The following is a 21,203-nucleotide window of genomic DNA, read 5'->3' on the forward strand; positions in this document are numbered from 1 at the left end:
ACCCTCCGTCGCCGAAGCTTGGATCCGCCTGCCTCGATAGACTTGGGTGGTGCCTGTTTACCTGGACCATGCCGCCACCACGCCCCTTGCCGCCGTCGCCCTCACCGCCATGACCCGCGAGCTGGTACGGACCGGCAATCCGTCATCGTTGCACGCTTCCGGACGGCGTGCCCGGCGATCCGTGGAAGAGGCGCGGGAAGCGATTGCGGCAGCGGCCGGGGCGCATCCCTCCGAGCTCATCTTCACGTCGGGAGGCACCGAAGCAGACAACCTCGCCGTCAAGGGGATGTACTGGGCCCGCCACGACGACGACGGCCGCCGCAAGCGGATCCTTTGCTCCGCCGTCGAGCACCACGCCGTGCAGGACACGGTTGAATGGCTAGAACGGCACGAAGGGGCCGAAGCGGTGTGGCTCGCCGTCGATTCCCAGGGCGTCGTGCGGCTGGACGCTGTGCGGGCGGAAATCGAGCGTGATCCGGGATCGGTGGCCCTCGTCACCGTCATGTGGGCAAACAACGAGGTGGGCAGCATCCAGCCCATCAAGGAAATAGTGGAAATTGCCGCCGCCCACGGCATTCCCGTGCACTCGGACGCTGTCCAGGCGTTCGGCTCGATTCCCCTCAGCTTCCGCGAATCCGGGCTCGCTGCGATGTCGGTCTCGAGCCACAAAATCGGCGGACCCGTGGGTGTGGGCGCCCTGTTCCTGGGGCGGTCCACCAAGGTCACTCCTGTCCAGCACGGGGGAGGGCAAGAGCGCGACGTCCGCTCGGGAACCCTGGATACGGCGTCGATCGCGGCTTTCGCCGCCGCAGCAGAGTCTGTTGCCCGGAACCTGCCCGCGGAGCGCGAGCGAATCAGTGCCTTGCGGGAAAGGATCATTGAGGGGGTCCACGCGGCCGTTCCCGAGGCTGTGCTGCGCGGAGCGCCTGGAGACGCCCGGCTTCCGGGCAACGCGCACTTCACCTTCCCTGGCTGTGAAGGCGATTCCTTGCTGTTCCTGCTGGACCTCGCAGGTATTGAGTCCTCGACGGGATCCGCCTGTACCGCAGGGGTCCCCAGACCCTCTCACGTCTTGCTCGCCATGGGGCTTGATGAGGACACCGCTCGGGGTGCACAGCGATTCAGCCTGGGGCACTCCTCGAACGACGCCGACGTCGACGCCCTGCTCAAGGCCCTGCCCGATGCGTATGCCCGGGCGAAGCTTGCCGGAATGGCCGGTCACGAGTCCAGCATCCAGACCGCGGGCACCGTGGCCCGGGGCCACGGTAGCGGTTCTGCAGGCAACTCGGCGAGCGATTAGGTACCGGGCAACAACTGATCCAGCGGAACGGCAGGATCGGTCAGGCGGTCCACGTCCACCGGAAAGCGCCCCGAAATGAGTGCCTTGACCGGCTTCTGGACCCGTTGCTGGTTGACGCTCATGCCCGCCACGACGGCGCCGTCCCGTAGCCAGAAGGCGAGGAAGCTGTTGTCCTCCAACATGCCGCGGATGACGGGCACGGAACCTGCCGCGAGCGTGGGATATCCCCAGTACTCCATCGAGACGTCGAACTGGTCTGTATAGAAATACGGGACCCCGTCCAGCATCGCGTCCTGTCCCAGCATCGCTTTGGCCACGACCTTGCCGCCGTTGAGGGCGTTGGACCAGTGTTCGCTGCGGTGGTGATCACCGGTGAAGGGGTGGAGGGCGTTGGCTACGTCTCCGGCTGCGAACACGTCCGGACTGCTGCTCCGGAGCGAAGAATCCACCAAGATCCCGTTGCGGATATCCAGCCCTGCGGCTTCGGCCAGGCCCGTGTCCGGAACGACGCCGACGGCCACCACCACGAGGTCAGCGGGAAGGACTTCGGCGGAGTTGGTGACAACGGCGCTCGCCTTGCCCCCGGTGCCCGTGATTTCCGCCGCGCTCGCGGGGAGCCGGAACTGCACGCCGTGCTTTTCGTGCACGCTGCGGAAGAAGCCGCCCAGTTCCGGGCCGATGGCCATGCTGAGCGGCACGTCCTCCAGTCCCAGCAGGGTCACTGTGTTCCCGTAGCTGCTCGCCGCGGCGGCAAGCTCCATGCCGATCCAACCGGAGCCGATCATCACCACATTCCGGCCTCCTCCGGCCAGCTCTTCCTTGAGTCGGCGCGAATCATTGAACGTCCGGAACGTCATGACACCGGCAAGATCGGAACCGGGGAGCGGAATCCGACGCGGCTGTGCCCCTGTGGCGATCAGGAGCTTGCTGAACCGAAGCTCGGTTCCTGATTCCAGTTGTACCGTGTGGGCAGCAGGATCGACAGCCGCAACAGGGTCGCCAAGGAGGAGTTCGACGTCGTTCTCCCCGTACCAGCCGGCTGCGAGCACCGGGACGGCATCCTCGCCGGCTTTGCCCAGGAGGAACTCCTTGGAGAGGGGAGGCCGCAAGTAGGGCTGTTCATTCTCGGCGCAGGCCACGGTGATGTGGCCCTCGAAGCCTTCGGACCGGAGGGTCTTGGCCGCCGTGGCGCCGGCCAGCCCGCCGCCTGCAATAACGATGTGTTCAGTGTCCATGGTGACTCGATTCGCGGGGCGTGGGCGGTTAGCGCGGGCAGTCCGGGTGCGCGTGAACGCGCGAACAGCCTCATCTAAAACTGCTAGTTTTGACTTTAGAATCGTCCGCGACGGTGGTCAAGGCATTTTTGGGGCGGATTCCCGCGGGCGCTAGAATAGTTGGGCGCGCTTCCTCTCTTGAGCGCAATTCTTCTCCCCACACATCAACAGAAAGCCAGCATGCGAGTTCTTGCAGCCATGAGCGGCGGAGTCGACTCCGCCGTTGCCGCCGCCCGCGCCGTCGAGGCGGGGCACGACGTCGTCGGCGTCCACTTGGCGCTGTCCCGCATGCCCGGAACACTGCGCACGGGCAGCCGCGGCTGCTGCACCATTGAAGACTCCCGCGACGCCTGGCGCGCCTGCGACGTACTGGGGATTCCCTATTATGTTTGGGATTTCTCGGAACGCTTCAAGGAAGACGTTGTCCAGGACTTCATCGATGAATACGCCGCGGGCCGAACTCCTAATCCCTGCATGCGCTGCAACGAGCGGATCAAGTTCGCCGCCTTGCTGGAGAAGGCCATCGCCCTGGGCTTCGACGCGGTCTGCACTGGACACTACGCCAAGGTCATCCAAGACGCCGACGGCAATCCCGAACTCCACCGTGCCGCCGATTGGGCCAAGGACCAAAGCTACGTACTCGGCGTCCTGACCCACGAACAGCTCAAGCACTCCATGTTCCCGCTGGCAGAGACTCCCTCCAAGGCCGAGGTCCGTGCAGAGGCGGAGCGCCGCGGTCTGTCCGTGGCAAACAAGCCGGACAGCCACGACATCTGCTTCATCCCGGACGGTGATACCGCCGGCTGGCTCGCCGAGAAGATCGACATGACCACGGGCGACATCGTGGACGAGGCCGGAACCAAGGTTGGGGAGCACCCGGGGGCCAACGCCTTTACCGTAGGCCAGCGCCGCGGCCTCAAGCTGGGCACCCCTGCCGCTGACGGCAAGCCGCGCTTCGTGCTGGAAATCCGGCCCAAGGAAAACAAGGTGGTCGTCGGGCCCGAAGCCCTGCTGGCCATCGACGAGATCCGCGGAATCAAGGTCTCCTGGGCTGGCCTGCCTATCGCCGAGGTGGCTACCGGCGCCGAATTCGACTGCTATGCCCAGGTACGCGCCCATGGCGACCCCGTTCCTGCCAAGGCATTTGTCGAGCGGCACGTCGACGACGCCGGCATTGAGCGCGAAGGCCTCGTGGTGACCCTTGTCGATCCCCTCCGCGGCGTGGCCCCCGGGCAGACGATCGTGCTGTACCAAGGCACCCGTGTCCTGGGCCAGGCAACCATCGACGCCGCTCGGTCCCTTCAGCGCGCGGAGCTCTAGGCCCGCGAATTTCCGGTGATTTGTTCTCCGGGAAGCCGAGCACGAAATTGTGAGCGCTAACTAAGTCCTTTCGCCACGTTCGGACCGGCGCGCGGTGGTCGTCCTAGCCGACCGAACGGACAGTCAAAAGTAAATTTTGTGTCTCAACTCACAAAATCAAACGTTTCACCAGAAAAGCTTCTGATTGAATCGTGGAGTTGGGAGTGTGTGCTCCTAGGAAATTACCGACGGCGGTTCGCCGTATCCATCGAACAGAAAGTTCACTGATGGCATTGAACAAAAAAGCCTTGCGAAGCGCTATCGCGTTCGCGGGCATCTCCGTATTCGCTTTGACGGCCTGCACGGGCCCGGCAGGCGGCGGCGGTTCAGCTTCCTCAGCTGCCAGCGGTCCGATCGCTTATGGCACCACCGATAAGGTGACCGCCCTCGATCCCGCGGGTTCGTACGACAACGGTTCCTTCATGGTGATGAACCAGGTCTATTCCTTCCTCCTCAACTCGAAGCCAGGAAGTGCCGACCCCGTTCCGGACCTGGCAGCGTCGGCGTCGTTCACGTCGCCCACCGAGTACACCGTCAAGCTGAAGCCCGGACTCAAGTGGGCCAATGGCCACACGCTGGACTCCACCGACGTCAAGTTTTCGTTCGACCGGCAGCTCAAGATCAACGACCCCGCCGGTCCTGCAAGCCTGCTCGCCAACCTGGACAGCGTCACCACCCCTGACGCCGACACGGCCGTTTTCAAGCTGAAGCTCGCCAACGACCAGACGTTCCCGCAGATCCTCAGCAGCCCGGCCGCGCCGATTGTGGACCACCAGGTCTTCCCGGCCGACAAACTGCTTTCCGATGACGACATCATCAAGGCCAAGGCGTTCTACGGCCAGTACACGATCGACAGCTACAAGAAGAACGAGCTCATCAGCCTCAAGGCCTACCCTGACTACCAGGGTGTCCTGGGCAAGCCGGCCAACGACGCCGCCACGATCAAGTACTACGCCGAGCCGACCAACATGAAGCTGGACATCCAGCAGGGCAACATCGACGTGGCGAACCGAAGCCTTAGCGCCACCGACGTCGACGACCTCAAGAAGGACTCGAAGGTCAAGGTCAACGTTGGTCCCGGCGGCGAGATCCGCTACATCACGTTCAACTTCGACACGATGCCGTTCGGCGCCAAGGCAGCCGGCGCCGACCCGGCCAAGGCACTTGCCGTGCGCCAGGCGATCGCCAACCTCGTTGACCGCCAGGCAATCGCGGACCAGGTCTACAAGGGCACCTACCTGCCGCTGTACTCCAACGTCCCCAGCGGCTTCCTGGGCGCCAACGAGTCGTTCAAGGATGCCTATGGCGACAACGGAAAGCCGAGCTTGGACAAAGCCAAGAAGGTTCTTTCCGATGCCGGTGTCAAGGACGTCGTGACGTTGAACCTCCAGTACAACCCGGACCACTACGGCAAGTCCTCGGGCGACGAGTACGCCATGATCAAGGACCAGCTCGAGAAGTCGGGCCTCTTCAAGGTGAACCTGCAGTCCACCGAATGGGTGACCTACAGCAAGGCCAGCCGTGCGGACGAGTACCCGCTGTTCCAGTTCGGTTGGTTCCCTGACTTCAGCGACCCCGACAACTACCTGAGTCCCTTCTTCCCGAACGGTGGCTTCCTGAAGAACCACTACAACAACCCCGCCGTGACGGATCTGATCAACAAGCAACTGACCACTACGGACAAGACGGCCCGCGAGTCGGCCATCAAGAACGCCCAGAACGCATTGGCAAAGGACATTTCCACTTTGCCGCTGCTCCAGGGTGCACAAGTTGCCATCTCGGCGAAGGGCGTGAACGGCGTCGACAAGACGCTTGACGCATCCTTCAAGTTCCGATTGGGAACCGTTTCAAAGTAAGCAGCCGGTCGGGGGAGGCGGGTGCCAACAGGCGCTTTGCCTCCCCTTACTGCTGATTGCCTCACATATGAGCAAAACCCCGCGCGATCCGCGGGCAATGAACTTAGGTAGCAATGACAACACTTATAGAGGTGCCCGACGTCGAACCGGACGCGGTCACTCCCAAGAGCAAATCGGCGGGCGGGGGTCTCGGCAGGTACATCGTGGTCAGGTTTTTCCTGATCATCCCGACGATCTTCATCCTCGTGACTCTGGTTTTCTTCCTCATGCGGGTCATCGGAGACCCCATCACCGCAGCACAGGGCGGCCGGCTTCCCCCGGATGTCCTGGCGCAGCGAATCCACGACGCCGGTTACGACCGGCCGATCATCCTCCAGTACTTCGAATACCTGGGCCAGTTGGTCACCGGCAACTTCGGCACCACCATCACGGACCGGCGCCCCGTCGTCGAAATGCTGTCGACCTTCGGTGCAGCCACCCTTGAGCTTTCGATCAACGCTCTGATCGTGGCGCTCGCGGTCGGCATCCCGCTGGGCATGATCGCCGCGCAACGGCGCGACAAGGCGACTGACGCCTTCCTGCGCTGCTTTGCCATCCTCTGCTACGCCACTCCGGTCTTCTTCTCCGGACTCCTGCTCAAGCTGACGTTCTCGGTTTGGCTCGGATGGCTCCCAGTGGCCGGGCGAGTGTCCACCCGCACTGAGCTGACCATGGGCCAACTGGCCGCTCCCACCGGCATTTATTGGCTCGACGCGCTGCGCAGCGGCAATCTCACCGCTCTCGGCGACGTCGTGTCGCACGCGGTGCTTCCCGCTATTGCCCTGGGTCTCCTGACCGCCGGTGTCTTCCTGCGCCTCGTCCGGACCAACGTCATCGGAACGCTGGGCAAGGATTACGTCGAGGCCGGCCGTTCCCGCGGCGTCAGCGAGTTCCGGCTCGTGACGAAGCACGCCTACAAGCCGGCGCTCATCCCCATCATCACCGTCATGGGCTTGCAGATCGCCCTGATGCTCGGCGGAGCCGTGCTCACCGAGACCACCTTCGAATGGAAGGGACTTGGCTATCAGCTGGTCCAGTACCTGAACGCCAGGGACTTCGTGGCGGTCCAGGGCATCGTGGTGCTGCTGGCCGTCATCGTCGCATTTACCAACTTCGTCGTGGACGTCGTCGCCGCGCTGATCGACCCGCGAGTGAGGTACTGACATGAGCACTGCAACAATTTCAGGACGGAAGAAGTCCTTCCTGTCCGGACTTCCTGTCATTTCCCACGTCAAGAAGAGCGTTGGCCTCCAGCGGGGCATGCTCATCACCGGGCTTGTGCTGACCGGGATCTTCCTTCTCTCGACCGTGCTCGCGCCGTTCATCGCACCGTACGGCTATTCCCAACTGAGTGACGCTTCCGGATCGTTCCCGACCCAGGAAGCCCCCGGCAGCAAGCACCTGCTCGGCACCACAGTCGGCGGCTATGACGTTCTCTCCCGCGTCCTGTGGGGTTCACAGACCGCCGTGACCGTGATCGTCGTCGCCGTGGTGATGTCCATCTTCCTCGGCGTGGCGCTGGGCCTGCTCAGCGGCTACTTCGGTGGCTGGCTGGACCGGGTGCTGGTAGTCATCGCCGATGCCATTTATGCCTTTCCTTCCCTGCTCCTGGCGATTGTCATGTCGATCGTCATCAGCCGTGGCCAATCGAGCTTCTGGGGCGGCATCCTCGCCTGCTCCTTCTCGATCACCGTGGTGTTCGTTCCGCAGTATTTCCGCGTGATCCGGGCCGAAACCATCAGGCTCAAGGCCGAGCCGTTCGTGGAATCGGCCATGGTCCTGGGCGCGTCCAGCCTTCGGATCATCACCCGGCACATCTTCAAGAACGCCACCAGGACGCTTCCGCTGATGTTCACCCTGAACGCCTCCGAAGCGATCCTGACCCTTGCCGGCCTTGGTTTCCTGGGCTTCGGCATTGAACCGTCCTCGGCCGCAGAGTGGGGCTTCGACCTCAACAAGGCCATGGCGGACGCTTCCTCCGGCATTTGGTGGACCGGCGTCTTCCCCGGTATCGCGATCGTCCTCACAGTGCTGGGGCTGACCTTGGTCGGCGAAAGCATCAACGATCTCAACGATCCCCGTCTCCGTGGCCGAAAGCGTGCTGGAGGCAAGGCCTCCCGCTCCAAGGCCGCGGCAGGAACCGACGGCACGAACACAGGGGCCCCTACCGCTCCCAAACCGGAAACAGGCAGCCCAGAAGCAGGTAAGGCATGACCACCAACATCGGCAACATTTCGGACCAGCCGCTGACATCCGGGCAGCCCGTCCTGGACATCGAACGGCTCAAAGTCACCTTTGCCACCGACAGCGGCGACGTTTACGCGGTCAAGGACGTCAGCCTCGAGGTCAAAGCCGGCGAAGTGCTGGCGATCGTGGGGGAGTCGGGCTCCGGCAAGACTGTCACGGCCAAGACCATCCTCGGCCTGCTCCCTGAAACGGCCATCAGCTCGGGAGCCGTGCTGATCAACGGCAACAACGTCATCAGCGTCAGTGCGTCCAAACTGCGCAAGATCCGCGGCCGCGACGTGGCCATGGTCTTCCAGGAACCGTCAACGGCACTGAACCCGGTGTTCACGGTGGGCTGGCAGATCGCCGAAGGCATCCGGGCACACGCCTCGGACGGACACCGCATCTCGGCCAAGGAGGCCAAGAAACGGGCCACCGAAGCCCTGCGGAAGGTGGGAATCCCTGATCCCGAAACCCGCGTCAACTACTATCCCCACCAGCTTTCCGGTGGCCAGAAGCAACGCGTCGTCATCGCGGCTGCGCTCGCCTTGAACCCCGGGTTGATCGTGGCGGACGAACCGACGACGGCCCTGGACGTCACTGTCCAGGCCGAGATCCTTCAGTTGCTCCGGGACTTGCGGGACAAGTACGGCACCTCGATTGTGCTCATCACGCACAATATGGGTGTCGTGGCCGACCTGGCCGACCGCGTCGTGGTCATGTACCAAGGCGACGTCGTCGAAGAGGCCACTGCCAGGGTTCTCTTCGCCGAGCCCAAGCAGGACTACACCAAGAAGCTGCTGGCCGCCGTGCCGCACCTCGGCCGCAACTCAGCGTCCGAAGGGGCCACCGAACGGTTGCACCAAACCGGAAAGATCCTGGTTGAGGCAAAGAACCTCACCATCGAGTATCCGGGCCGCCTCGGCAAGCCAGGGTTCAAAGCCGTGGACAACGTCAGCTTCACGGTTTCCGAGAACGAGGTCTTTGGCCTGGTTGGCGAGTCCGGTTCGGGCAAGTCCACCATCGGTCGCGCCATCGCAGGCCTCAACAGGGCAACCGGCGGCAGCCTCAAGGTCCTTGGCTACGAAATGCTGGGCTTCAAGGAACACACGTTCAAGCCGCTGCGCAAGGATATCGGCTTCGTCTTCCAGGACCCGGCCGCTTCGTTCAACCCTCACCTGACCATCGGTGAGTGCGTGGCGGAACCGCTGCTCATCCATACCCACCCGAGCCCGGCTCAAGCACGCCTGCGTGTGGCGCAGTTGCTCGAATCGGTGCAGCTGCCGGCGTCGTACGCTGAACGCTTCCCGCATGAGCTCTCCGGCGGGCAGCGCCAGCGCGCTTCGCTGGCGCGTTCGCTCGCGCTCAACCCGCGCCTCCTGATCGCCGACGAGCCGACCTCGGCCCTCGACGTATCCGTGCAGGCAAAGGTCCTGGAACTGTTCAAGGACATCCAGGAAGAGTTCGGTTTCGCCGCGCTGTTCATCAGCCACGACCTCGCCGTCGTGGACATTCTCTCCCACTGGGTGGGCGTGTTGTACAAGGGCGAGCTCGTAGAGCAGGGGATCGGCAGCCAGATCATGGGCAATCCCCAGCACGACTACACCCGCAAGCTCATCGCCTCGCTGCCGGTGCCGGATCCTGACGAACAGGCCCGACGCCGGGAGGAGAACCGCGCGCTGCTGGGCATCTAGCCCGCCATCCAAGCAACGATCCGCAACAACGGACATGCCCGCCCTTCTCCGCGAAGGGCGGGCATGTCCCGTTGGCTGCGGCTATTCCGACACGATGCTGATGTTGAAGAGCTTGTCCTTCGGCTGGCGCATGAAGATCCGGAGCCACAGCGGCATCCACATTTCGAGGCCGCGGGCGACGTCGAGCCCGCCCAGGTCGTGGATGTGTTCCGGGAGCCAGCCGAACTCCTGCAGGAGCGCGACGACGGTGGCTTTCGCGTCGTCGTCGTTACCGGCCACGAAGACGTCGTGGGCGCCATCGGCGAGCTTGAGCGGGTCAACCATCAGCGGAGCCTCCAACGTGTTGAGGGCCTTGACCACGCGGGCCTTGGGGAAGGCACGCTGGATGGTTTCGGCAATGCTGTCGGTATTGCAGACGGAGAGCGACGGCGGGAAGCCGGCGGAAAAGTCCAGCGGGTTGGACACATCCACCAGGACCTTGCCCGCCAGGTTCGCCGCCCCGGCTTCACTCAACGCGGCGAGGGACACCATCCCGGGGGTTGCGTTGACCACGATCTCGGCCATGGCTGCGGCCTCCGCGAAGGAACCGGAGCTTGCTCCCGGACCTGCCTGCGCCGCCCACTCCATCCCCTTGGGATTGCCGGCCTCCCGCGAACCCATCATGACCTCGTGGCCTATTGCCACCAATTTTCCGGCCAGAGTGTGCCCCACCATTCCGGTGCCAAGAACTGCGATTTTCATGCGTGCTCTCCTTATCATCGGCGCGGACATGCCCATTCTGCCCCTCTAGGCCCGGCCGGCACACCCTAGACTGGAGGAATGACCGAGCAGAACCACGCCCTCCCCGACGCCGACTCCTTCGATCCTTCCGCCAGCTCCCTCGCCGGCCGCGTGGACCAGGCCGTCATGGACGAGTTGCTCTCCATCCGCTCCAGCATCGACAACATCGACGCCACCCTCGTCTTCCTCCTCGCGGAACGGTTCAAGGCCACCCAGAAAGTGGGCGTCCTCAAGGCGACGCACAAGCTTCCAGCCGGGGACCCCGGACGCGAGTCCGCCCAGATTGCGCGGCTCCGCCGGCTCGCCGAAGAGGCGCACCTCGATCCTGCCTTCGCCGAGAAGTTCCTGAATTTCATCATCAGTGAGGTCATCCGGCACCACGAGGCAATCGCCGAAGGCCACCAGGCTTCCATCGCGCAGGCCTGAACACGTGGCCGCCGAAACCGCGCAGAACCAGGTCATCGCCACGGCATTGGGTCCTTGGCCCGGAACGGATCCTGCTGAGGCCGCCCGGATCATCCGCGGCGAGCTGGGCAGCCCGCACCTGCCGTTCCTGGCCGAGCTTCCGGACCGTGGGGTCGGCTCGGACGCCCTCGGCCGGACGGCATCCCTTCTGGTTGAGTTGGCCATCGATGTGCAGCCGCACGGCTGGCGCCTGGTAGACCGGCCGGGTAAAGACCTCCGGCGTGCGAAGTCCGCCCTTGCTACGGACATCAACGTCCTGGCTGACGTTGCCGGCTCGGAAGAATCCTCCGCTGAGGAACTGAAGATCCAGTTGCGCGGACCGCTGAGCCTTGCGGCGGGCCTCTACTTGCACAACGGGGAACGTGCTCTTCTTGACTATGGTGCCCGGAGGGACATTGCGGAGTCCTTGGCCGCCGGCGTCGCTGAGCATATATCCCGCGTCCGTGCTGCGGTTCCGGGCGCCGGGATAGTGGTCCAGCTTGACGAACCGGACATCTCCTCCGTGTTGGCCGGCACAATTCCCACGGCGAGCGGCTACCGCACCCTGCGCTCCATCCCGGGCGAGGAAGTCACGGGAGCCTGGCGGTTGGTGATCGACGCGCTGCGGGCCGCAGGAGTGGCGGAGACCGTGGTTTCCGTTCCGGAAATCGAAGCCCCGATCCAGCAGATCCTCTCCGCCGGAGCCGACGGCGTCGCCCTGCCGCTCAAAGCGCTCACCACGCGCCAATGGGAACAGATTGCCACCGCTGTGGAAGCCGGCAAACGCCTGTGGGCCGGCGCTTTGCCGGTAGACATTCCGCGGGCAACCCTGCCACGTACCGCTGAGCTTGTGGACACCGTCTGGCGGCCTTGGCGCCAACTCGGCCTACCGGCGTCGAGCCTGGGGGCCGTGCGTGTCACGCCCTCGGACGGGCTGGCCGGATTCTCGCCGTCGGGAGCCAAAGAGGTTCTGAACCGCTTGACCCAGATTGCGGACGGGCTGAACCAGCTCGGGCTCGGCTAGCCTGCTTCGGGCCTTCTAGACGCGCGGTTCCCAACGGTCCGGCTCGGCATAGCGGGGGAGCCCGACGGCGGCAGTGGCGGTCCGCGCGGGCGCGGCACCATCCGTCGCGGGCAGTGAAGGTGCCAAACGATAGTCGAAGGAACCGGCGTAGACCAGGACCAAGCCGACGTCTGGCTGAAGCACCTTCACCTGGATCCGATGCTTGCCTTCTGCCGGATCCCACCACTGCTCCGCGTAGGCCTTCGCATCAAGGGAAGCCGGCAAGCTGAGCCTCAGCGGACCCAGGAACAAACGCGAGGCTCCCGAGACGCCGCGAAGACGCCCTTCCGCTGTGACATCCAAATCCAATGCCGTGGCCAGCCTGCGGTACCGGCCCACATAGTCGACCAGACGGGTACCGCCGTCGTTGGCGGTCTCCGCAACAGTGGTGTCATGGAACAGCCGGGTGTGCCCGGGAAAGAAAATTTCACGCCGGGCCGTGAGGCTGGACCGTCCGAACGGATCAAGGTGCGCATGGTTTTCGATGCGGAACGGGATGCGCTCGCCGTACTCGGGGAAGAAGGCCTCTTCCCCTGCAACCGTGGCAAGGAGCGGGCGGAGCCATTTCTGCCGGCAACCGACCACGTCGAAGACGCCCTCGCCGATTCCGTAGGATCCGGAACCCGGGGCGAGGGAGAAATAGTCCTGAAGTTCGGGCTGCAACTGCCGGAACTTGCTGCCCAGCGCCAACTGGTAAATGGGTGTGCTCATGTGCTTTCCTCGGATCCGGGGTTGTTGATATCTGGACTCGGCTGGCCAGGCTACAAGCGGCCCGCAGCCTTCAGCCGAATGTACGCATCCGCCAGGAGCGGCGGCAGTTCCAACGGCTCTGCGTCGACTACCTCCGCGCCAAGCTGGCGCAATTGGGCGCTGACGGCCTCACGGTCCAGCAGGGCACGTTCGGCGGCCGAGGCACGGAAGACCTGGCTCGCCGTCGTGCGTTCTTGCTTCATTCGGCCCAGCAAGGGGTCCCGGACCGATCCAAGCAGCACGACGTGCTGCCGCACCAGTTGCGCCACCAAGGGAATGAGCCCTTCCTCGGGGGCGCCGCTGTCGAGCGAGGTCAACAGGACCACGAGGGAACGGTGCGCGGAAATGGCCCGTATTTGCGCCGGGACCTGCGCCCAGTCCATCTCGATCAGTTCCGCCTCAAGCGGAGCCATGGCCTGGACCAACGAGCCGAGGACATTGCCTTTGGCCGCTGAATCGACGCGCCCGCGGACGCGCCTGTCGAAGGCGAAGAAGTCCACACGGTCTCCGCCTCGCTCCGCCAGCACGGCCAGCAGGAGAGCCGCTTCCATCCCGGTGTCCAGGCGGGGCTCGTCGTCGATTCGGGCTGCTGCCGTGCGCGATGTGTCGAGCATGATGACGACGCGGCGGTCCCGTTCGGGTCGCCAGGTCCGGACGACGACGGCGGTGCGCCGGGCGGTTGCCCGCCAGTCGATGGAGCGCACGTCGTCGCCCCGCACGTAGTCGCGGAGGGAATCGAATTCCGTGCCGGCCCCGCGGATCTGCACGGCCGCTTTGCCGTCCAGCTCCCGCAGTTTCCGCAGCTTGGACGGCAAATGCCGCTTGGAATGGAACGGCGGCAGGACGCGAAGACGGCCGGGGAGGGCCACGGTGCGTTGCCTGGCGGCCAGGCCAAGCGGGCCGAAGGACCGCAGCGTGACGTGCGGTGCCGTCAGGTCGCCGCGCCGAGTGGGCCTCAGCTGCACTGACATCCGCCGCCGCTCACCGGCCGGGATCTCGATGCGTTGGACGGGGGCGACGGTCCCTGCGGAGGGTTGCCAGGCGTCACGCACCAGTCCGCGGAAGGTCCGCCGGTTGCCGTTTTCCAGCGTCAGAAGGGATTCCGTTTCCGCGTGCAGGGTGACATTCCCGGGATCCTTCCGCTGCGGGGCGATCTTGGCTGGCGACGCGGCCAGCAGGAGGTCGCACAACACCAAGGCCAGCAGCACCGCGGAGGTGAGGACGACCGTACCCCAGGCGGGAAACAGCAGCAACGGGGCCAATGCGGCGAAAACCAACAGCACAAAGCGGCCCGTGATAGCCATTCAGTGCCGCCCGAAGTAGAGGGTCCAGAGGTGGAAAGTCATGAGGCGAGGCCAATCAGCGCGGCACGGGAACAGAGGCCAGAATGCTGCCAAGGACATCATCGACGTTCACGCCGTCCATTTGGGCTTCGGGTCGAAGACCCACACGGTGCCTCAAACACGGCAGGGAGAGTGCTTTGACGTCGTCGGGGGTGACGAAGTTGCGTCCGGACAACCATGCCCAGGCACGCGAGGTGTTGAGCAGCGCCGTGGCGCCACGCGGGGAGACTCCCAGTTGGAACGACGGCGCCGCCCGCGTCGCTCGCACGACATCCACAATGTAGCCGAGGATCTCGGGGGCCACTGTCACTTCGGCCACCGCATCACGGGCATTCTGGAGTTCGGCGACGCCCGCTACTGGCCGGACTCCCGCAGCCAGCAAATTCCGCGGATCAAAACCTTCCGAATGCCTGCGGACCACTTCGATCTCTTCGGCACGTCCGGGCAGCGGCATGGAGAGCTTGAGCAGGAAGCGGTCCAGCTGCGCCTCGGGCAGGGGATAGGTGCCCTCATACTCGACAGGGTTCTGCGTGGCGGCAACAATGAACGGCGACGGCAAGGGCCGGGAGACTCCGTCCACCGATACCTGGCGCTCCTCCATGGCTTCCAGCAACGACGCCTGGGTCTTGGGCGGCGTTCGGTTGATCTCGTCCGCCAGCATGATGTTGGTGAATACCGGTCCTTCGCGGAAGGTGAATTCCGAGGTGTGCGAGTCGTAGACCAGGGAGCCGGTGACGTCACCCGGCATGAGGTCCGGAGTGAACTGGACGCGCTTCGTATCCAGGCTCAACGCAGTGGACAAGGCCCGTACCAGCAGGGTTTTGGCGACGCCCGGAACACCCTCAAGCAGTACGTGGCCCCCACAGAGCAGCGCGATGAGCATGCCGGTCACCGTTGCATCCTGCCCGACGACGGCCTTGCCCACTTCGTGACGGACGTCCAACAAAGCTTTGCGGGCAGGGTCGGACCGCGTAGCTGCCTGGGCTGGCTGCCCCTGCGACGCCGGGCCCCCCGAGTAGCCATAGCTGCCGTCGGTGTAGCTGTCTGCTTGATTGCTCATGGGGCTATTGCCTCCTGCTCGAGTTTTTCGATGCTTTGTGCCCATTGGACAAGTTCTGGTTCGGTGCGTGGCCGGTGGTCCAGCAGCAGCGTCCGGAGTTCATGTGCCGGCCGGTTGATTTTTCGGGACACGGCATCGAGGACGGCATCTGCGCCGGCCTCGGGGCCGAGCCGGAAATGCTTGGCAAGCCTGGTCAAAGTGCCGGCCCGGAGATTGTCGGCCGCCTGGCCGACAGCGCGGGAATCCTGGTAGAGACGGGCGCGGCCTTCGGCGGTCTCTACCGCCTTGACCACTACTGGCAGTGGCTCGAACACGAGCGGCCCAAGCCGCCTGCCCCGCCACAGCACAGCGAGCAATGCGACCACCGCCAACCACAATCCCAGAAAACCAACCCACGGTGGCGCCAATTCATCCAGGGTTGGCGGTGTGCCATCATTCGGTACGTCACCGAGGCCCGGGAGATACCAGACAAGATCCGATGTTGGCCCGAGGGTCCGGAGGGCCAATGCGGCGTTGCCCTCCACCTGCAGGAGATCGTTGCTGAGAAGGGCTGTGCTGCCGAGAACCACCAGCCGACCGTCCGCACTGGCAGCGTACATACCGCCGTCGTTGCTGCCAGGCCGGTAGCAGGTCACCTCGGCTCCCGTGTAAAGGAATGCGCCCTTGCCGGACACACGCCCCGCAACCAGGGAATCCGCTTGCCCGCAGCCCGCTTCCAACGTCGACGTCCCGTTGGGAACCACTCCAGCGTTATGGATCCCGCGGCCCAGCCCGGTCAGGGTTCGGAAGCCGGGAGCGACGACCACCACGCGGGTGGCCGATTGCAGCAGGCTGTGCAACTGGGCGGAATCGAGATAGCCATTGCGGTCATACAACAAGACGGTGGCGCGTGGTTTCCCGGCCAGCAGCGAGGTTGTCGTTGCGAACGAATCGGATTCCGTGACGGTGACTCCGTGCCGCCGGAGGATTTCGGCTACGGCCATGGCGCCATCCGGAGCGGCGTTGCGGGCAGAGAGGGGTGCCGTGTCCGTGTTCGTGGGGGACTGGACCACGGTGACAGCGACCAGTACCGCCACGATGGCCCCGATGATGATCCAGGCCATCTGGCGGCGCGACCAGCTCCGCAACTGCGCGGACCACCGAAGTGTTTGAGTGTCAGCAGTCACCGCGGCACCGCCAAACCGCTGGCTGACTGCCCGGCGAAATCAGGTCTCATGGCCAATAGTCCGTTGTCCAATGCGAGCACGGCAGCATGGTCGGAAGCGGTGGCGGTGGCCTTCCCGTATTTCACGCCGTCGAAAATCCTGGCCGCTTCCTCTAACCGTGTACTGGCTGCCCCGAACGCGCGCCCCAATTGAGCAGCCGCCTCGTCCGCCGTCCGGCCAGCCTGGATATCAAGGACTGCACGGTCCTCCGCTGAGCGAACCACAGCGCGGAACTGTTCGACGACGGCCGTTTGCCAGTCCCCTTTGCTTGCCGCGGCAGATGCCCGGCCGCGGAAGGTGTCGGCATCAACTGTCGGCTCGCCGTCGAAGATCTTCGCCGACATCTTCTTCCGCGCGTTGAGCCTCGGCCTGACAACTATCACGACAACCACAATGAGGACCACGGCCAGGGCGCCGATCAGAGGCACGCCGATATTTGCCCCGCCGATGGAATCGCCGTTCAAGGAGCGGAGCCAGTCGATGAACTGATTCCACATCTCACTGATCCAACTGGGTTTGGCCGATGCGTATTGCGGTTTGGACAGTTCCTCGACCGCCCACCGTTGGGCCTCCCCGCGATCGGGATCGACGGGAGGCCCGGAGGCGGGGAGGAGAAGAGCGAGGGACGCGGAGACCGGGGTCATCCTTTGGGGGAACCCTGAGCGGTGTTCGGCGGCCATGGTTGCGCACCGGTTTGTTGTGCCCTGCGCCGGCCGGGAACGCCGCCGGGATCTTCTCCGGTCTCCAGAAGCCGAAGGAGCTCCACGTCAAGTCCGTCATGTCGCATCCGCAGGTCCATGTAGATCAGGGATGCTACGGAGGTTTGGAAGGCGAAGCCCACTGAGCTGACGAGAACCCCTACGACCAGCGAGACCACCGCCAGGACAATCGCCGTCGTCGTCACTTGCGAGGCCCCGGCATGGGGTGCGAACACGGAGTTTATTCCACCGGAAGCCAGGCCCAGGGGAATCTGGATGACCTGTCCGATGATAGTCACCATGACGGACACCAGCAGTGTGATTCCGAAGATCCGCCACCAATTCCGGCGCGTCAGGGTCCACGAGCGCCGAATACCGGCAAAGACGCCGAGTTCTTCTACGGTGATGGCGGCCGGGGCCACCAACAGCTTCGTGTAGATCCAGGCATATACGACGAAGGCGCCGAGTCCCAACGGGAAAAGCAAAAGCAACCCGGCCGGTCCCAACCCGGTCAAGATGAGGGCCGCCAGCAAGAACACGACCAGTATGAACAGCACTGATCCGGCAAGGAAGAGGAAGGCAAAGCCTACAAGGGGCCAGAGACGCGAGCGGGCCAGGGACCACATCTGCTTGAACCCGGTGGGCCGGTTCAACGCGGACCTGGCGACGGGAATGGCCATGACTCCCTGCAGGATGGCCGCGAGTGCCAGGGCGAGCAACGAAATTCCCATTATCTCGGCAAAGGCGCCAAACACCGGGCCGAGATACCGCGTCGCCTCGGCTTGATTCGCGAACCTTCCTCCGGTAGGAAGGTTCGCGACCATGCCCAGAGCGGCCACCTCGCTCAGTGCGCTTGTGATGGCCTGGACGATAAGGGCGGAGCCGAACATGGTCTTGGCGTTCCGGCGGATGGTCTGGAACGCGCCGTCCATGATTTCCCCGAAGAAGAGCGGCCGGAGGGGCACGATTCCGGGCTTCGGGGGAGCCACATAGCGGGGCTGGCCATAGGGCGGCGGACCGCCTGCCTGCCAGCGCGGATCGACCGGCGCGCCCCACGATTGCCCCGGATACTGTGGCGCGCCCCATTGCGGCTGGCTGCCCCATTGTGGCTGGGCGCCGGGTTGCGGTGCGCCCCATTGTGGCTGGCTGCCCCATTGTGGCTGGGCGCCGGGTTGCGGTGCGCCCCATTGTGGCTGGGCGCCCCATGGTGGCCGCGGTCCTTGTTCAGGCCGGTAACCCGGATCGGGTTGTGACACGTTTTCCTCCCCAAAAGATACGTCCGCGGCAATGCACGGACCCCAAAAGGGGCCGTTCGCACCAGCCTATAGTTCCGCCGTCGTGCCTCATAGCCCATTTGCTTGCCGGCTGCAGCGCGCCATGCCGTGATTGGGCTCAACGGGACAAAGGCTTGGGGATAAGGGAATATATAACTATGAAGGCACGCATCCTGGTAGTAGACGACGACGAAGCGCTGGCCGAAATGATCGGCATCGTGCTGCGGAACGACGGCTTCGACCCGGTTTTTTGCGCGGACGGCGGGCAAGCGCTGGAGGTCTTCCGGTCCTCAAAGCCAGATCTGGTACTGCTTGACGTGATGCTGCCCGGATCGGACGGCATCGAAGTGTGCCGCCAGATCCGCGGGGAGTCGGACGTCCCCATCGTCATGCTCACCGCCAAATCCGATACCTCCGACGTCGTACGCGGCCTTGAATCCGGTGCTGACGACTACGTGCCCAAGCCTTTCAAGCCGGCCGAGCTCGTTGCGCGGGTCCGCGCCCGGCTGCGCCCGGGAGACCAGAAGGCGCCCGAGACCCTGCGGATCGCCGACGTCACCATCGACGTGGCGGGCCACTTGGTGACCCGTGGCGGAGAGCGGATTTCATTGACGCCCCTGGAATTCGATCTCTTGGTCGCGCTGGCGCGAAAGCCCTGGCAGGTCTTCACCCGCGAACTGCTCCTTGAGCAGGTATGGGGCTACCGCCACGCTGCCGACACCCGGCTGGTCAATGTCCATGTCCAGCGCCTGCGGTCCAAGATCGAGCGTGACCCGGAAGCTCCCGAAGTTGTATTGACGGTTCGTGGTGTCGGATATAAAGCAGGCGCCTGAGTCTTCCACCGGCGAGCCCGGCACTGACCAAGAGGCCCCGGCGGCCAAGGTCAAACATCCCGTTTCAGGACATCCTGTCCCGGAACACACGGACGCCCGGGCACTGAACCTCCCGTGGATCTTGGAGCGCGCGCGCATCTGGACGCGCCGCGCCCTGATCCTGGCACTGCGTGTCTCCCGCCTTGTGGTGACCGGACTTCGCCACATCCGGCCGGGAATCCGGTACTTGTGGCGCGCACTGCTGCGCCGTTGGCGCCGCTCGCTCGAATTCAGGACAGTCGCGGTGACGATTGTGCTGTCGATGGTGTCATTTGCGGTGGTCGGCGCGTACCTCTCGAACCAAATAGCGAACAACCTGTTCCAGGAGCGTTTGAAGCAAGCCGAATCCGAGAGCCGCTACTACGTCAAGCAAGTCCAGGACACCTTCGACGGTTCACAGGCCAACGACCAGTCAAGCGTCATCACCCTCGTCTACGACACGCTCAAAGCGGTGGAGGGCAACGGCTCGGTCATCCAGCGGCGATACGTCTTCGAAGCGATGCCCGAACAAACCAAGCCGCGCAACCGCTGGGTGGAATCGCGGGCCTCGGATCAGTTGACGGTCCGCGTCATTCCTCCGGCACTCCGCAAGTCGGTGCAGGAATCCGGCAAGGACCAGTACTGGGCTTCCACTGAGTTCCCCGTCGGCAACCAGGACCACCCCGGCATCGCCGTCGGAAACAAGGTCACGTTCAACGGCACGGTCTACGAGCTCTATCTCCTCTATGACCTGGATACCGCCCAACAAACCCTGGACGAAATCCAGAACGTGCTGTGGGCGGGCGGTGCCGCTCTCATCCTGATGATCGGCGGTATCGCATGGTATGTGACCAGGAACGTCGTGAGTCCGGTGAGCCACGCCGCCGTCGTCTCCGAAAAGCTGGCCGCAGGCCAGTTGCAGGAGCGGATGGTGGTCAAGGGCGAAGACGAGGTGGCCAGGCTGGGCGCCTCCTTCAACCACATGGCCGCGAGCCTGCAGGAACAGATTACCCAGCTCGCCACGTTGTCCCAGATGCAGCAGCGGTTCGTCTCCGATGTGTCCCATGAACTGCGGACACCGCTCACGACCGTTCGGATGGCAGCCGAGGTGTTGTTCGATGCCCGCGATGACTTCGACCCCATCAACAAGCGTTCCGCCGAACTGCTTTACAACCAGGTGGAACGTTTCCAGTCGTTGCTTTCGGACCTGCTGGAGATTTCGCGCTTCGACGCCGGGGCCGCGGTGTTGGACTCCGAACCGACGGACATCTTCCAGGTGGTTTCGCATGTCATCGACGGCGCCTCGCCCGTTGCAGCCGAGTATGGCTCCGAAGTGCGCCTTGCGTCACGCCACAAGCGCATCATCGTGGAAATGGACGCCCGCAGGATCGACCGCATCCTGCGGAACCTGCTGCTCAACGCCGTCGAACACGGCGAGGGGAAACCTGTCCACGTTTCCGTTGCTGCCAACCAGGAGGCAGTCGCCATCTCTGTGCGTGACTTCGGCATAGGGATGACCGCGGCAGAAACCGCGCGGGTCTTTGATCGTTTCTGGCGCGCCGATCCCGCGCGTGCGCGGACCACGGGCGGCAGCGGACTGGGACTTTCCATCGCCGCGGAGGACACCAAGCTCCACAACGGTTGGTTGCAGGCTTGGGGGCGCAAGGGATCCGGTTCCAACTTCCGGCTGACGCTGCCTCTCAAGAAGGGGGGCACCATCGTGAAGTCGCCTTTGCAGCTTGAACCCGCAGACATCCATCTACCGGGCGCAACTCCTGAGCGCCAGATGCTCGTTTTGGATGCGGGCGAGCCGCAACTCGAGCGCGATTCCGCCGAGGACCCGAGGCCTGAAGGCGCTCCGGCACTGCCTCCGGCACACCCGCCTGCACTGCCTCCCGTGCTGCCTCCTCTATTGCCTCCGGCCGGAAACGACGACGCCGACAAAACCCAAGGGGGGACGGCACCTTGAGTTCCCGACGCTCTTTCC

General features: G+C 64.3%; 18 protein-coding genes. 10 read left to right on the plus strand and 8 right to left on the minus strand.

Features of this window, described 5'->3' with window-relative positions; translation table 11 throughout:
• Positions 1–49: 49 nt before the first annotated feature.
• Entirely contained in the window at positions 50–1,300 is a 1,251-nt protein-coding gene (locus AB4074_RS00425) for a cysteine desulfurase family protein (protein ID WP_441411638.1), read from the plus strand.
• On the opposite strand, the gene AB4074_RS00430 is transcribed toward AB4074_RS00425, so the two are convergent.
• On the minus strand, positions 1,297–2,535 hold the full coding sequence (locus AB4074_RS00430; protein WP_441411639.1) for an NAD(P)/FAD-dependent oxidoreductase: 1,239 nt from the start codon (positions 2,533–2,535) through the stop codon (positions 1,297–1,299). The two genes, AB4074_RS00425 and AB4074_RS00430, sit on opposite strands and share 4 nt — an antisense overlap.
• Before the next feature lie 237 nt (positions 2,536–2,772).
• Here AB4074_RS00430 and mnmA point away from each other — a divergent pair, with 237 nt between their 5' ends.
• The 5 genes from mnmA to AB4074_RS00455 all read left to right on the plus strand — a co-directional run bounded on the left by mnmA (position 2,773) and on the right by AB4074_RS00455 (position 9,748).
• The gene (gene mnmA, locus AB4074_RS00435) at positions 2,773–3,894 is read left to right on the plus strand and encodes a tRNA 2-thiouridine(34) synthase MnmA (RefSeq protein WP_441411837.1); all 1,122 of its coding nucleotides are present in this window, start codon (positions 2,773–2,775) and stop codon (positions 3,892–3,894) included.
• 266 nt (positions 3,895–4,160) lie between these two features.
• Positions 4,161–5,789, plus strand: coding sequence for an ABC transporter substrate-binding protein (locus tag AB4074_RS00440; protein WP_441411640.1), 1,629 nt, complete (start codon positions 4,161–4,163; stop codon positions 5,787–5,789).
• Positions 5,790–5,902: 113 nt separating this feature from the next.
• Positions 5,903–6,991, plus strand: coding sequence for an ABC transporter permease (locus tag AB4074_RS00445; RefSeq protein WP_441411641.1), 1,089 nt, complete (start codon positions 5,903–5,905; stop codon positions 6,989–6,991).
• Position 6,992: 1 nt separating this feature from the next.
• Entirely contained in the window at positions 6,993–8,042 is a 1,050-nt protein-coding gene (locus AB4074_RS00450; RefSeq protein ID WP_441411642.1) for an ABC transporter permease, read from the plus strand.
• Entirely contained in the window at positions 8,039–9,748 is a 1,710-nt protein-coding gene (locus AB4074_RS00455) for an ABC transporter ATP-binding protein (RefSeq protein WP_441411643.1), read from the plus strand. The genes AB4074_RS00450 and AB4074_RS00455 overlap by 4 nt, the downstream gene beginning before the upstream one ends.
• 81 nt (positions 9,749–9,829) lie before the next feature.
• Here AB4074_RS00455 and AB4074_RS00460 read toward each other — a convergent pair whose 3' ends face one another.
• The gene (locus tag AB4074_RS00460; RefSeq protein WP_441411644.1) at positions 9,830–10,489 is read right to left on the minus strand and encodes an NADPH-dependent F420 reductase; all 660 of its coding nucleotides are present in this window, start codon (positions 10,487–10,489) and stop codon (positions 9,830–9,832) included.
• A 78-nt stretch (positions 10,490–10,567) separates the two neighbouring features.
• On the opposite strand from AB4074_RS00460, the gene AB4074_RS00465 reads away from it, so the two are divergent.
• Positions 10,568–10,954 (plus strand): chorismate mutase, encoded by a 387-nt coding sequence (locus tag AB4074_RS00465; protein WP_059387536.1) that lies wholly within the window; start codon positions 10,568–10,570, stop codon positions 10,952–10,954.
• A gap of 4 nt (positions 10,955–10,958) precedes the next feature.
• Positions 10,959–11,996, plus strand: a complete 1,038-nt coding sequence (locus AB4074_RS00470) for a hypothetical protein (protein ID WP_441411645.1) — start codon at positions 10,959–10,961, stop codon at positions 11,994–11,996.
• Positions 11,997–12,011: 15 nt separating this feature from the next.
• Here AB4074_RS00470 and AB4074_RS00475 read toward each other — a convergent pair whose 3' ends face one another.
• Genes AB4074_RS00475 through AB4074_RS00500 form a run of 6 tightly spaced genes read right to left on the minus strand, consistent with a single transcriptional unit; the run spans position 12,012 to position 18,347 of the window.
• A complete protein-coding gene (locus AB4074_RS00475) occupies positions 12,012–12,746 on the minus strand; it encodes a DUF4166 domain-containing protein (protein ID WP_441411646.1) in 735 nt (244 codons plus the stop codon).
• Between the two features lie 50 nt (positions 12,747–12,796).
• Positions 12,797–14,089, minus strand: coding sequence for a DUF58 domain-containing protein (locus AB4074_RS00480; RefSeq protein WP_441411647.1), 1,293 nt, complete (start codon positions 14,087–14,089; stop codon positions 12,797–12,799).
• A 55-nt stretch (positions 14,090–14,144) separates the two neighbouring features.
• Positions 14,145–15,188, minus strand: coding sequence for an AAA family ATPase (locus tag AB4074_RS00485; protein ID WP_441411648.1), 1,044 nt, complete (start codon positions 15,186–15,188; stop codon positions 14,145–14,147).
• Positions 15,185–16,354 (minus strand): DUF4350 domain-containing protein, encoded by a 1,170-nt coding sequence (locus AB4074_RS00490; protein ID WP_441411649.1) that lies wholly within the window; start codon positions 16,352–16,354, stop codon positions 15,185–15,187. Before AB4074_RS00490 ends, AB4074_RS00485 begins: the two co-directional genes overlap by 4 nt.
• Positions 16,351–17,037, minus strand: a complete 687-nt coding sequence (locus tag AB4074_RS00495; protein ID WP_441411650.1) for a DUF4129 domain-containing protein — start codon at positions 17,035–17,037, stop codon at positions 16,351–16,353. The genes AB4074_RS00490 and AB4074_RS00495 overlap by 4 nt, the downstream gene beginning before the upstream one ends.
• A complete protein-coding gene (locus AB4074_RS00500) occupies positions 17,034–18,347 on the minus strand; it encodes a hypothetical protein (protein ID WP_441411651.1) in 1,314 nt (437 codons plus the stop codon). Before AB4074_RS00500 ends, AB4074_RS00495 begins: the two co-directional genes overlap by 4 nt.
• 176 nt (positions 18,348–18,523) lie before the next feature.
• Here AB4074_RS00500 and mtrA point away from each other — a divergent pair, with 176 nt between their 5' ends.
• Together mtrA and mtrB are read left to right on the plus strand one after the other, a co-directional pair.
• A complete protein-coding gene (gene mtrA / locus AB4074_RS00505; RefSeq protein WP_236811907.1) occupies positions 18,524–19,198 on the plus strand; it encodes an MtrAB system response regulator MtrA in 675 nt (224 codons plus the stop codon).
• A gap of 103 nt (positions 19,199–19,301) precedes the next feature.
• A complete protein-coding gene (gene mtrB, locus AB4074_RS00510) occupies positions 19,302–21,185 on the plus strand; it encodes an MtrAB system histidine kinase MtrB (RefSeq protein ID WP_441411838.1) in 1,884 nt (627 codons plus the stop codon).
• Positions 21,186–21,203 lie beyond the last annotated feature (18 nt).

The organism is Arthrobacter sp. 2MCAF14 (genome assembly GCF_052115645.1).
Lineage (GTDB): Bacteria > Actinomycetota > Actinomycetes > Actinomycetales > Micrococcaceae > Arthrobacter.